The sequence below is a fragment of the Lysinibacillus sp. LZ02 genome (genome assembly GCF_050613145.1).
Taxonomy (GTDB): domain Bacteria; phylum Bacillota; class Bacilli; order Bacillales_A; family Planococcaceae; genus Lysinibacillus_B.
On sequence record NZ_CP192507.1, the window covers coordinates 3,996,241 to 4,009,041 of the forward strand.

At 34.5% G+C, this 12,801-nt stretch carries 13 protein-coding genes; 9 read left to right on the forward strand and 4 right to left on the reverse strand.

Going from position 1 to position 12,801, the window contains the following annotated elements; translation table 11 throughout:
• Positions 1–14: 14 nt before the first annotated feature.
• Together ACQQ2I_RS19340 and ACQQ2I_RS19345 are read right to left on the reverse strand one after the other, a co-directional pair.
• Entirely contained in the window at positions 15–1,643 is a 1,629-nt protein-coding gene (locus tag ACQQ2I_RS19340) for a hypothetical protein (RefSeq protein ID WP_431030555.1), read from the reverse strand.
• Positions 1,643–2,428 carry an ABC transporter ATP-binding protein gene (locus ACQQ2I_RS19345; RefSeq protein WP_431028368.1) on the reverse strand — a complete coding sequence of 262 codons (786 nt, stop codon included), beginning with the start codon at positions 2,426–2,428 and terminating at the stop codon, positions 1,643–1,645. Before ACQQ2I_RS19345 ends, ACQQ2I_RS19340 begins: the two co-directional genes overlap by 1 nt.
• A 229-nt stretch (positions 2,429–2,657) precedes the next feature.
• On the opposite strand from ACQQ2I_RS19345, the gene ACQQ2I_RS19350 reads away from it, so the two are divergent.
• From ACQQ2I_RS19350 to ACQQ2I_RS19385, 8 genes are all read left to right on the forward strand, one after another.
• Positions 2,658–3,194: a sigma-70 family RNA polymerase sigma factor gene (locus ACQQ2I_RS19350; protein ID WP_431028369.1), complete on the forward strand. Its 537-nt coding sequence runs from the start codon at positions 2,658–2,660 to the stop codon at positions 3,192–3,194.
• Complete coding sequence (locus tag ACQQ2I_RS19355; RefSeq protein WP_431028370.1) at positions 3,175–4,140, forward strand: DUF4179 domain-containing protein; 966 nt, start codon at positions 3,175–3,177, stop codon at positions 4,138–4,140. The genes ACQQ2I_RS19350 and ACQQ2I_RS19355 overlap by 20 nt, the downstream gene beginning before the upstream one ends.
• A 385-nt stretch (positions 4,141–4,525) precedes the next feature.
• Positions 4,526–5,233, forward strand: coding sequence for a response regulator (locus ACQQ2I_RS19360; protein WP_431028371.1), 708 nt, complete (start codon positions 4,526–4,528; stop codon positions 5,231–5,233).
• A gap of 1 nt (position 5,234) precedes the next feature.
• Positions 5,235–6,170, forward strand: a complete 936-nt coding sequence (locus ACQQ2I_RS19365) for a sensor histidine kinase (RefSeq protein ID WP_431028372.1) — start codon at positions 5,235–5,237, stop codon at positions 6,168–6,170.
• Between the two features lie 95 nt (positions 6,171–6,265).
• Positions 6,266–7,189: an ABC transporter ATP-binding protein gene (locus tag ACQQ2I_RS19370; RefSeq protein WP_431028373.1), complete on the forward strand. Its 924-nt coding sequence runs from the start codon at positions 6,266–6,268 to the stop codon at positions 7,187–7,189.
• Complete coding sequence (locus ACQQ2I_RS19375; protein ID WP_431028374.1) at positions 7,182–7,880, forward strand: ABC transporter permease; 699 nt, start codon at positions 7,182–7,184, stop codon at positions 7,878–7,880. The genes ACQQ2I_RS19370 and ACQQ2I_RS19375 overlap by 8 nt, the downstream gene beginning before the upstream one ends.
• Positions 7,881–7,900: 20 nt before the next feature.
• Positions 7,901–8,116, forward strand: coding sequence for a hypothetical protein (locus ACQQ2I_RS19380; protein ID WP_431028376.1), 216 nt, complete (start codon positions 7,901–7,903; stop codon positions 8,114–8,116).
• Positions 8,117–8,260: 144 nt separating this feature from the next.
• Positions 8,261–8,908, forward strand: coding sequence for a lysostaphin resistance A-like protein (locus ACQQ2I_RS19385; RefSeq protein ID WP_431028377.1), 648 nt, complete (start codon positions 8,261–8,263; stop codon positions 8,906–8,908).
• A gap of 151 nt (positions 8,909–9,059) precedes the next feature.
• Here the strand turns inward: ACQQ2I_RS19385 and ACQQ2I_RS19390 are convergent, their stop codons facing one another.
• Positions 9,060–10,463: a PLP-dependent aminotransferase family protein gene (locus ACQQ2I_RS19390; RefSeq protein WP_431028378.1), complete on the reverse strand. Its 1,404-nt coding sequence runs from the start codon at positions 10,461–10,463 to the stop codon at positions 9,060–9,062.
• 114 nt (positions 10,464–10,577) lie between these two features.
• On the opposite strand from ACQQ2I_RS19390, the gene ACQQ2I_RS19395 reads away from it, so the two are divergent.
• Complete coding sequence (locus tag ACQQ2I_RS19395; protein WP_431028379.1) at positions 10,578–11,537, forward strand: proline dehydrogenase family protein; 960 nt, start codon at positions 10,578–10,580, stop codon at positions 11,535–11,537.
• Between the two features lie 117 nt (positions 11,538–11,654).
• On the opposite strand, the gene ACQQ2I_RS19400 is transcribed toward ACQQ2I_RS19395, so the two are convergent.
• Positions 11,655–12,623, reverse strand: a complete 969-nt coding sequence (locus ACQQ2I_RS19400; RefSeq protein ID WP_431028380.1) for an acyltransferase family protein — start codon at positions 12,621–12,623, stop codon at positions 11,655–11,657.
• Positions 12,624–12,801 lie beyond the last annotated feature (178 nt).

The window sequence follows — 12,801 nt, forward strand, 5'->3', positions numbered from 1 at the left end:
GAATACCTCATATATTACTTCCCACGTTTCAACAAGAATTTCCAAGCACCGACATTCATAACGATCAGTACAACTAAGTAAATGACCGCGCCATAGGTAAACTTTGATGCTATGAAGTAATGAATCCCCGCTAAGATGGCTATCGGAATAAGCAGCAAGAATGTTTGCCACCCTTGAGCATCGTTGATTTCATTGTAAGGCTTGGCAAAAGGAATTTTGCTCCCAAGTCCGATATAACAAATGACCGTGTATAAACAGCTTGCTACTAAAACAACCAATAAATCAGGAAGAATCCTTGTTCCATAAATAAAGCAAAAGACCATGCTTAAAACGACATATATTGGTATATACAACTTTATTAAAAACGCTTTTAAGCTACCTTTTTTTAAATCCGTATAGTTACCGATTGGGAACGCTTTATAAATCCAAGCCGCTTTATATGTTGCCGAATGACCAAGCATGAGCACCGCAGTCGGAATAATGAGCATACTAAAATAAATCGTTAAATAACTCATGCTGACCGCATAATCCACATCGTCTGTTCTCATCACATTAAACATAAAAATGAACGGAATAACGAAAGAAAACCCTAAAGATGGATAGACTTTCAACTTAAACTCACGCTCTTGTTTCAGCATAAGAGAAGAAAAACGATAAAAAGCTCTTTCCTCATTTGTTCGGCAAATGACTCTTAATAACGACTCCTTTAGACGATTGTGCTTTGCCTTTTTCGACTTGCTTGTATTTAATAATTTTTGCAGATTGCGTTCAAAGGTCGGGATTAGCTTAATGTACAGCCCAATCGATACGATGGGCATAACAATCGAGAAAACGCTAAATACGACTGTGAATACAGACCGATCCCCATTCAGCAGTAACTCATACGGTGCAGCAAACCACATCGGAATGAGAAAAACACTCCACCAATGAAACTCCATAACGATATCTAAATTAACAAGTTCAAAGGACCTGACGAGGAATTGATAGCCGATCATCAGTACTAATGACAAGGCAATTTGTACATAATTAATAATATCCTTTAGCCTTTCCCCATCAAAAAATCGTAAAATCACCATATATAAGATAGCTGTAAGAACGACAATAAAAATATCGATTAATACAAGCTCAAACACCGTTAAAAGAAAGAACAAAATACCTTGTTGGAACAAGGCGACGATCAGAGGAATCGCCGTCACGGCAATCGTTAAATACGTTAAATAGATGAGGATATGCATGAATTTCGCTGCGTTCACCGTTTTTGCAGCGATTGGCTTAGTAGAAAGAATGCTTCTATCTCGGACATCTAATAGGACAGAAGAGAAATCCGCAATCATCGATGTCATAATCATAAAAATAATGATGGCATACGTAATACTCATCTGAAAAAGGAAGTTCTCGCCAAAAGCCATAAACGGAATCAGCACAAGACCGATTAAAGTATAAATCCATAAAGATTTGATGTAACCGTACTTTTTTTCTTCGCTTTTTTTCGTTGCTGCTTGGCTAAATAAAGTCGGGACCCTGCGCTCATCCATTGTCAGCTTAATGTGGAGGATTTGCCTCATAACTTCATAATCGACCCCCATTTTAATAAAAAGAAATCGCATGTTATCCAGCAGTTTTAATGTTTTAAAATCCCTCATCATGACACCTCTTGTACAACGGAAACAAATTGTTCGCCAATTTCCTTATAGTTGTCGAAACCCGTCAACTGATTAAAGATTCCCTCCAATGTTCCTGTAGCATTGTCTGCCTGTAGCTCAGCAAATGTGCCGTCCGCAGCGACTTTTCCGTCATTCAACAAAATAATACGACTACTAATTTTTTCAACAACATCCATGAGGTGAGACGAATAAAAGATCGTCTTTCCTTGCGCAGCCAATTGAGACAAAATTTCTTTGAAAATCATGACACTATTCGCATCTAATCCATTAATCGGTTCATCTAAAAACAAAATATCCGGATTATGCATAAGACTAGATATAATTAAAAGCTTTTGCCGCATTCCTTTCGAATAAGAGGAAATCCGTGAATGATATGCTTCACCAACACCGAATAGCCCCATTAACGTTTCGGATTTAGTCGTAGCCACTTCTAAATCTAGCCCATACAGTTGACCGATAAAGGTTAAATATTCATAACCCGTTAAATTATCATACACATCTGCTATTTCTGGTACATAGCCAATTCTTCGTTTGTATTCAATCTGATCTTGCTGGATATTCTCTCCGAACAGCTTAATTTCTCCGCCATAATCACCTTCCATCCCTAAAATAATTTTGATCGTTGTACTTTTTCCTGCACCATTCGGACCAATATAGCCAATAATTTCGCCTCTTGAAACATGCAAGTCAATCCCTTTTAATATCTCTTTATTGCCATAGCTCTTTGTCAAATTCGTAATCGTCAAAATTGCTTGTTCATGCATTATGTAGCCTCCTTTCTGTCTTTCTTATATACGAATGAACAACCAAATAGTTCCAATGTGAATATTTATTATACAAATTCTAATAACCAAAATTTTATTATAGTAGAATGCAAATAATGTTTAGGATAACTGTATTTAGAAAAATCCTTTATCTTTTTCGATATACTTACATAATCTTGAAACTTTTTAAAGGTTCTATTGCCTCTAATAGGTGAAAGGAGGTTGCAATATGACCGATTCAACTCAACTTGTTTATACAGCCATTGCTGGAGATGAACATGCATTTGAACAACTCATTATTCATGAAGGTGAAAAACTCTATAAAATTGCTTACTTACATATGCAAAACAAAGAAGATGCATTAGACGTAGTACAAGAAGCAACTTTTCAAGCATTTTTATCGATCAACCAATTAAAGGAGCCCTCTTTTTTTAGTACGTGGCTTGTGAAGATACTGATTCATACTGCCTACAAAATGCTAGAAAAACAAAAGCGAACTGTACAATTGCCGCATGAAACGATTCAATTCATTTTGGAATCTAATCAATCCGAGAAAGCAACTATTGATTTGTCCGAAGCTTTGAGGAATTTAAATGCAGATTATCGCAACTGTATCACATTATATTATTTTTACGATTTACCGATTAAAACCATTTCGAATGTTCTGGGCAAACCACCGTCTACAATTAAAACCCACTTACGGCGCGCAAAAATACAATTGAAAAGTGTGTTAAGGGAGGAATACTATGCGAAACGATTTATTTGAAGAGATTGAAGTGCCAAACACGGAAGTACAGCACGCCATTAAACAGGGCATTTCGAAAGGTAAACAAGCACAAAAGCTTCGTAAAAACAAAACAATCAGCAAACGTATTTCGATTTTCAGTTCTGTGGCTGCCGCTGCAGTGTTAGCATCCGGCTTAGTCATTGCACCAATCGGCAATGTATTAGCAGAGGTCCCCTTTATCGGAGATTACTATCAAAAGTTTCAGTTATCGATTGGCAAGGAACTGGCTTCAGAGCAGTTATTAACAAAGGTTAATGAGTCTGTGACAAACAATGGTGTAACGATGGCTATTACTTCCGCTTTCTACGATGGATATTTTTTAGGCATTACATTTAAAGCTACAGGTGCAAAGTTATCCGATGAGATTGGTGATGGCAAAGGACCCGAGTCTGGATATACCTTTGACTTATTTAAACAAAACGATGACACGGATGAATTCGGAGGAACAAATGCCCGATTAGTCAAAGAGGGTGATGCCTACGTTGGGGCAATTATTTTTGATAATGATCGAGAATTGAACAATCTTACGACTTTACCTATTACGTTTACCTATATAGCAGGGGTATTTGGAGAATGGACCTTTAATGTTCCGATTGAAACATTACCTTCAAAAACCCAATCATTGCAACAGGCATCCTCATCTAAAGACCAAGATTATATCGTTCAATTTACAGATGCGATTATCAATAAAACAAGCCTAATTGTCCATTTTGATATTCAAAAACAAGCGGGACTTGAAGGAGAGCGCTTCCTATTTAGAGGCAAAGTTAAAACAAAGAATGGCTACGCCTCTTTAAGAAGGGAACATAACAATTCAATTATTCTCGAAAAGGGTATAGATACAGAAACCGTTATTCTTGAGCCTTACTTTAAAATCGGGAAGAAAGAAATAGACTTAACACCCATTGAAATTCAATTGAAATAGGGTGCTTCTACAAGTACTAAATAGACAAAATCACCTATTCTTATCCTAAGTTCCACCTAATCAATTAGTGGCGATGAAAACAATCGCCACTAATTGACGTTTCATTTCATTGTGTATACCTCGCCTTCTCTATATTTTTCCACTTCAATAAAAACACTTAAGAAATATTGTCATAATTAAATCCCCTAAAACCTCCAATGGTACATAGATTCTGAGCGCAGTAAGTAACGACAGTAATATTTGCGCACCGATAAATAGCTTTGGAAATAGACCGTCCTCAATTTTTACGATTTCTTTTGATACAATAAAAGACATAAACACAATGTAAAATAGTTGTTAAAATTCAATTAAATTACTTAATTAAGACACAAAGGGCGGGATATATTTGAATAAACGAATCTTAATCGTAGAAGATGATCATGATATAAGCACTATGATTCATGAGACTTTAGAGAAGAATGGATTTACAGTATCAGCTGTTTTTGATGGAGAGGCAGCACTAAAAATAGGAGATACACAAAATTTCGATTTAATTCTACTAGATCTTATGCTTCCTAAAATTGATGGCATAGAATGTTTAAAATTAATTAGAACTAAAAGTACGATTCCTATCCTAATCATGTCTGCCAAAGGAGAGGATGTAGATAAAGCTTTAGGACTTGGGTTTGGTGCAGATGATTATATATCCAAACCTTTTTCGATGATTGAATTAATCGCGAGAATTAAAGCACTTATTAGAAGAACAACTGATTACATGTTGCCAACCCATCATCAGGAGAGCGTGCAAAATGGTTGTCTTGAAATTGGTGATTTAATCATCGACATAAACAGCTTTTCTGTCAAAAAACATAATGTCGATTTAAAACTTACCTTAAAAGAATTTAATATTTTAAAGCTATTTATCAGTAGACCTAGTCAAGTTTTTACAAAGTCTATGCTATATAACCTCGTATGGCAAGAGGAATATTATAAAGATGAAAATGTCATCAATGTACATATTCGACGTCTTCGAGAAAAAATCGAAGATGACCCTTCCAATCCAAAGTACATAAAAACTTTGTGGGGAATTGGTTATAAGTTGGGGGAGTTTTAATATGGCTTATTTAGCTCTCATTTTATTTATTTTCTCTCTAGGACTGAATGTATATTTCTTTCACCAGCGTAAAGTACATATAAAAGAAATTTACTATATTGAAAAAAAGCTTCAAGAAACAATTAATAATAACACGCATGAAAATTTATTATTGTATACAAATCATCATCACATCCAAAAATTATTAATACAAATAAACCGCCTTGTAGAACATAATCAAAAAACAGTAGCTAATTTTCATAAAGTAGAAAGATCCATGCGAAAGATGTTATCTAATATTTCTCACGATCTTAGAACACCTCTTACTGTTGTGCTTGGTTATATCGAAATGCTATTACATGATGAACAGATTACTGAAGAAAAAAGAAAATCCTTACTACATACGGTTCATTTAAAAACAGTAGAAGTTTTAGATTTAATTAAACGCTTTTTTGAACTGGTTAAGCTTGAATCTGAAGATAGTAAACTTGAAATTTCAAAAGTGAATGTGAGTGAACTATGTCGAAAAATCATCCTAGATTATTATGAGATTTTAACAAAGAAAGAATTTGAAGTATCGATTGAAATACCCGAAGGACATATGTTTGTTTTAGGAAACGAAGACGCCATCCAGCGTATACTCCATAACTTAATTTCGAATTCAATCAAGTATGGAGCAGACGGGAAAACAATTGAATTCAAACTTACTTATAAAAACGACTCTGTATACATAGAAGTATCTGACAAGGGAAAAGGAATTATGGAAATAGATCGGGATCGTGTATTCGAGCGACTATACACAATGGAGGATTCTAGGAACAAGCTTTATCAAGGAAGTGGGCTAGGTTTAACTATTACGAAAAGATTAGTTGAACAATTAGGAGGAAACATATTTTTAGATAGTATCCCCTATCAAAAAACCACATTTACTGTTGAATTAAAGCGTGTTTCTTTTTAATCCGTATTGTAGCTTAAGGTTTTTGTAAGAAATGGGTAATAAAAAAGAAACTTCCTATCAATAGAATAGAAATAACAGAAAGGGAGGTACAGTATATGACTTATATTATTCAAACAAATAATCTCACAAAACTTTACCAAGGGAACGCCGTTGTATCGAATGTAAATATGCATGTAAAAAAAGGTGAAATTTATGGTTTATTAGGTCCGAATGGTTCCGGTAAAACGACGATTATGCGCATGATTATGAATTTATTGAAGCCATCAAGCGGCGAAATTCTCGTCCTTGGTGAAAAAGTAACATCGACATCTTACGAAATGCTAAAACGTATGGGGAGCATTATTGAATACCCCGTTTTTTATGACAAATTAACGGCAAGAGAGAATTTACAGCTTCATTGTGAATATATGGGTTACTACAACACAGATGCGATCAATTCTGTTTTAAATATGGTACAGCTAAAAGATTTTGAAGGAAAAGCCGTAAAAGATTTTTCTTTAGGGATGAAGCAGCGCCTAGGTGTTGCAAGAGCTATTATAACAAAACCAGAAATTCTCATTTTAGATGAACCAATAAATGGACTAGATCCTCTAGGAATTAAAGAATTTCGAAACCTTTTTCAAATGTTAAGCAAAGATTATGGCATGACATTGTTACTATCTAGCCATATTCTTGGCGAAATAGAGCAGATTGCCGATACTATTGCTGTAATCAAAGATGGACAGCTTATTGAGGAAGTATTAATGGACGATATTCGTCTCCAAAATACAGAGTATATTGAATTGAAAACGAATGATGTAAAGAAAGCAGCCTATGAAATACATGATAAATTAAATATTTCTAACTTTAAGGTACTTGATGATACAACGATTCGTATATATGACCTAAACATACCACAAGGAGAAATATCGAAGACACTTGTATTAAATAATATTTTAGTTGAATCCATAAATAAAAAAGAGCACACCTTAGAAGATTACTTTTTCAAGATAATCAACGGAGGTAGAATAAATGTTTAAGCTTATAAAACTTGAGATAAAAAAATATAAACTGTTCAACTATTGGAAAGGTGTACTTTTGGCGAATATTGGATTCATTGCCTGCCTATTTATGATTTATACTTTGGAAAAGTTAGACGAAAATATTCCTTTTGAAGATTTTGAAATGGTAACACTTATCATTAGTTCTACAATACGTGCAACATTCGTTATTTTCGCATCTGTACTTATTGTTAAGTTAGTGATCGATGAATATAGAAATAAATCCATAAATATCATGTTCACATACCCAATTAAACGTAAGAAAATCATGCTATCTAAATTAACTATTATTGTAACTTTCACCTTTCTAACCGTCATGTTGTCTACAGTGTTTATGAATGGGCTTGTCTATGTACTCGATTTATTTTTTGACCTTATACCAGGCGAAATCAAAATAGAAGCACTTACTAAAAGTATCGTAACTGCATTCTTTCACTCTCTTGCTACTGCTGGCTTGAGTCTTATTCCTCTATTATTTGGAATGCCTCGAAAATCAGCACCAGCTACAATTGTTTCTTCTATTTTTCTCGTCTCCCTAACTAGTTCTACAAGTGACAACTTCACCCTGTTTTCTGTTATCGCAGTCCCTATTTCCCTTGGGTTGCTTGGTTTAATAATAGGGTACTTATCCATTAGAAATATAGAGGAAATAGATGTGAAGGTATCATAGTTTATAATGCATTAGATGTTATGACGACGAGCGGACATGTTGAAGCAATTTTTGAAGAAAAACCAAAATCACTCAGAGTAGATTTCAAAAGGGATTCTAGAAAACCAATTATTCAATTGGAGGCCATTATCTCTGAAGATATAGGAAAAAATCATGCCATTGGCGTAATTGGCAAAGATGATAAGACCTTAACCGTTAGAACCATTTCTGGTGATTTTATATTAAAACAAAGGTGAGATTTATTCCTAACGAATGTCACCTATGATAAACCAATATTACCGATATTCAACAACCCAAATCAGTTAGACCTTCTTCAACTGAATATAATACAAAAAGATAAGTTTAATTTTAAAGATTTATAAGAAAGGGGGGAGATAAATTTGACTAAAAACGAAAATATATATTTGGTTGCAATAGTAGTTATGACTATTGTTTCTTTTTCTAACTTTTTTGGGTTTAATATTGCTGGGCTAACTGTTATTGTTGGTATTACATTTTTCTTTATCAATAGATTTTCGAAAAAAAATGTTACTTCTGATAATGCCCTCAATGTGAAAGCTATCGGTACAAATTTAAAAGACAAATCAATTTGTTTTTGGATTTTTTCCCCAATGATTATGAACATTATCTGTTTCACTTTGGCAACATTGTTCTTGCCTGAATTTATCGAACACATTTATAACAGAACAGAGTTTGTGGTTTCGCTTGATAAAATATTATTACTTGTTCTTCAACTTGCTATTTTTGCAGTAGGTGAAGAAATTGCGTGGCGAGGTTTTTTCCAAAAGCAATTAAGTAAATGGTTCCCAATCTTCCCAACGTTAATTTTGACTTCTATTATATTCTCATTCGGTCATTTCTCAGTGGGGAATATTGCTGTAGTCAGTTATGATATTCTCTTCATCTCCATAAATAGCCTTCTATACGGTGTTGTATTTTACAAAACAAACAATGCTTGGCTAAGTGCTATTTCACATTTTATTGCTAATTTGTTCGGTGCTATCGTCATCATATTATTTTTGAGATAGATTAATTTTGAAACTAATAGTAAAGAGAACCTCTCCATGGTAAGGTTCTCCCTATATTTGCATTAAAATCAACAATAGTATTTAAAATAGCTTACAGATAAAAAGCTGATTTCCCCTACCCGTAGGAGTTAATCAGCCTTTCTTTTCGTCGTTAACATGTATATATTACGTTATACAGCCTCGTGATACCTTCTTTTATTTCCTCATTATTTAGATGTCCATAGCCTAAAATGATTCGATTTGAATGGTTTCCTTTTTCAATTGTATGATCCTCTACCGGGTATACTTTCACACCAGCTTGTTCGATTTGTTTCAGTACTTGAATTGAAAAATGGAAATCTTGCAATTCAAGAATGAGATGTAATCCCGTCGAATAACCGCAAATAGTAACCTTATTCGAAAATGTTGTGTTGATACAATCAATCAAGAAATCTCTTCGCTTTTTATAAATTTTCTTCATCTTTATAATATGTCGTTCTAAATAGCCATCATCAATAAACCGAGTAAGGATAAGCTGATCCACTGAAGGGGTATGTAAATCCGAAAACCATTTTAGCCTTCTACATTTTTCAACAAGATGTAAAGGAAGAATTAAATATCCTATTCTAAGAGCTGGTGATAAGATTTTACTAAATGAACCGATGTATAACACACGATCCGGCTCTAATCCCTGTAATGAACTGACGGGTGAACCTTCATATCGAAACTCACTGTCATAATCATCCTCCACAACATAACAATTCATTTTTCTGGAGTACTCAATCAATTGAATCCGTCTTTGAATTGGTAACGTTCCACCTAAAGGGAACTGATGGGAAGGCGTAACAAACACAAACTTTGGATTTGTATGTAATGGCAATAAAGATGTCTTCATCCCATATTCATCAACAGGAATGGGATAAAGAGACGAACCTGTAGTTGTAAAAATCGTTTGAATGTCATCCGTGATGGGGTCTTCCATTACGACTGTATCATCAGGAGATAAGAGCAATTTAGAAACAAGCATCAACGCTTGCGTTGCCCCAGACGTAATGACAATCTGTTCTGGATGACAATTCACCCCTCTTGTTTTCAATAAATAACGTGATAAAACCTGCCTTAATTCCGGACGTCCTTCAGGAATATCATAGCCGAACATAGCATTTGATGTATCATTCCATACGGCATGAGACAATTTCGCCCACGTCTTACGCGGAAATAAATCTAATGCCGGAATCCCTGAACGAAAGTTGATGACGTGGTTATCTTCATTTCTATCATCCTCCAAATTGAAAGCATGAAATAAAGGCGTCTTTTTAGGCTGCTCTAAAAAAGTGCCTTCTCCTACAAATGTCCCTGAACCCGTTCGTGAAGTTAAAAAGCCTTCAGCCAGTAGTTGATCATACGCTTCTAAAATGACATTTCTAGACACTTTTAACTCCCCTGATAGTTCACGTGTCGATGGTAATTTTTCTCCAGCTTGTAATTCCCCCTTTAAAATTCGTTCTCGTATTTGTTGATAGACTTGTCGAATTAACGGTATATCTAAAGATCGATCAATAGGTATCCACAGCATATATATTCCCCTTCACTAAAATTGGTACCATTAAAAAATAAAATAAATGGTACTAATATAGACCATTTTATCATGATAAAGTGAACTCAAATAGGAAAAGGGAGATGTATAATAATGATAAATCCAGCAATTCAATTCACCCAAGCACTGAAATCTATTGCCCGAAATGAACAGATTAAATCCCACATTCAACAATCGACGGAGCTCTATCCCCTATTATTAAAAGCCGCACAAAGATTTGTCACTGGCGAGAATAGAAAAGATGGGATTGTCATAGCAAAAGAACTGATTTCAAATGGCTATTCTATTTCATTAGAATATATAGGGGAAAATACGACGAATTTAGAGGAATGCCAACAAGCAAAAAAGGAATTTTTAAATCTTATTGAAGAAATAGGCGCTATGTCTATGCAGCAAACAGTTTCACTAGATCTTTCACATATTGGACTGTCTGTGAACCCAGATACAGCTTATATTCATTTACTGGAGATAGCTAAGAAAGCACAAGCATACGACATAACCGTTATGATTAGTATGGAGGAATCATCGAAAACAAACGATATTCTGACTATCTATAAAAAAACAACAGAGCAGTACCCTAATGTGGGAATCACTATACAAGCACATTTATTTCGCTCGAACGATGATATTCAAAAACTGATTCACTATCCTGGGAAAATACGATTGGTCAAAGGCGCTTATCAAGAACCTTCTGATATTGCGATGGCTAGATCAACAGATTTAAATGATCGTTACCTCCAATTTGTAGAACAATTACTCGAGGCGAATCATCCAGTATCCATCGCCACACATGATGAGACGCTTATTCAAGAAATGGAATATCGTCAATACTTCAAACATCCACAGGTCGAAATAGAAATGCTCTACGGGATACGTCCCGATTTGTTAAGAGATTTAAAAAATACAGGGTACAACAGTAAAGTATATTTAACTTACGGAACAGAGTGGTACTTGTATTTATGTCACCGCATAGCTGAATATCCAGAAAACCTCTATCTTGCAGTAACAGATATAATTCACCCTTCTTCCACAGATACAAGTAGATTGTATTAAAAGAACAGTTAACTGTTCTTTTATAACTGAAACATATTTTTATACCTTCTAGAATTCCTTATCATAAAAGGGGCGCCCCAGAATCACTTCTCGAACGCCCCTTCTCTCACATCACTATTATTTCCTATTTACCATAATTAATGGCGCAGTTACTCTCCACACCCAATTACTAGATAAAACATATACAATCAGAAAGGCTATGGCAAACAACGTCATATAATTCCCTGTATCTTCTATCCATACATAAATGTCTGTTTCTTTAAATGCTCTGACGATAAATAAATGTAATAAGTACACCCCTAACGTTTTACCGCCAATATTTGTATAAAACTGATTTTTCGTAGGCACGAGCGATAAGAAAATATATGTACTTACTATCATTAGTACATATATAAACAATCTACTTAATACACTCGATTCTAATAGCCCATAGCTAATGTCTTCATACGGTACTCTTCCAAAGAACCACTCTTTCCACCGCACATCTCCGTATAGATAAACAAATACAATCAGTGTACCAGCTAACATACCGGCAACCCGTACATTCCATTTATTTTTCATCTTCACAAAAATTTCGCGATTCAAGTAATAACCCATTAAAAAGAATGGGAAGAAGAAAAATGTTCTCGATAACGATAGCCATTCGTTTACTTCACTCACATAACCTACTAATAGTGATACAACGATGGATACTATAATCATTCCTTTATGACTACTAAATATCCATAGCATCATTTTCCACATAACCATGCTCACTAAAAACCATAAGGCATAGCGTGGTTCAAAAAACTCAAATTGTACATGATCCCCAAAAACATTCCTATAGTAAAGGGTGTACAAAATTTGGAATATAATATAAGGTAGCACTAGCGTTTTAACTAGCTTTTTTATATCATCTAGACTTTTAACCTTTCGAGAAAAGTGACCTGCTATTAAAATAAAAGCTGGCATATGAAAGAGATACATTACTAAATATAAGGTATCTACAGATTGGTTTTCATTCAAATACCCCGACATTAAATGGCCTAATACAACTAAATAGATTAATATAGCTTTTGCGTTATCAAAATATGCTGTTCTTTTCATAATGTCTTCCTTTCAGCCATACATTCTACCATAAATTCACGAGATTCCATGCGCCAATTATTTCCTAATTAAAAAGAAAAAGAGTTCCTTTTTCTCTAGTATGGAGGATCGTAGAATTGAAAAATAAGCCCACATCATTTGACCGGATGCAGCGACTTTTTGCTCGGATACGGCTAGC

Coding starts and splice junctions, on each gene's coding strand:
- ACQQ2I_RS19395 (WP_431028379.1), top strand. CDS start 10,578: ATGATAAATCCAGCAATTCAATTCACCCAAGCACTGAAATCTATTGCC.
- ACQQ2I_RS19345 (WP_431028368.1), bottom strand. CDS start 2,428: ATGCATGAACAAGCAATTTTGACGATTACGAATTTGACAAAGAGCTAT.
- ACQQ2I_RS19380 (WP_431028376.1), top strand. CDS start 7,901: ATGACGACGAGCGGACATGTTGAAGCAATTTTTGAAGAAAAACCAAAA.
- ACQQ2I_RS19340 (WP_431030555.1), bottom strand. CDS start 1,643: ATGAGGGATTTTAAAACATTAAAACTGCTGGATAACATGCGATTTCTT.
- ACQQ2I_RS19350 (WP_431028369.1), top strand. CDS start 2,658: ATGACCGATTCAACTCAACTTGTTTATACAGCCATTGCTGGAGATGAA.
- ACQQ2I_RS19400 (WP_431028380.1), bottom strand. CDS start 12,623: ATGAAAAGAACAGCATATTTTGATAACGCAAAAGCTATATTAATCTAT.
- ACQQ2I_RS19375 (WP_431028374.1), top strand. CDS start 7,182: ATGTTTAAGCTTATAAAACTTGAGATAAAAAAATATAAACTGTTCAAC.
- ACQQ2I_RS19365 (WP_431028372.1), top strand. CDS start 5,235: ATGGCTTATTTAGCTCTCATTTTATTTATTTTCTCTCTAGGACTGAAT.
- ACQQ2I_RS19355 (WP_431028370.1), top strand. CDS start 3,175: ATGCGAAACGATTTATTTGAAGAGATTGAAGTGCCAAACACGGAAGTA.
- ACQQ2I_RS19370 (WP_431028373.1), top strand. CDS start 6,266: ATGACTTATATTATTCAAACAAATAATCTCACAAAACTTTACCAAGGG.
- ACQQ2I_RS19390 (WP_431028378.1), bottom strand. CDS start 10,463: ATGCTGTGGATACCTATTGATCGATCTTTAGATATACCGTTAATTCGA.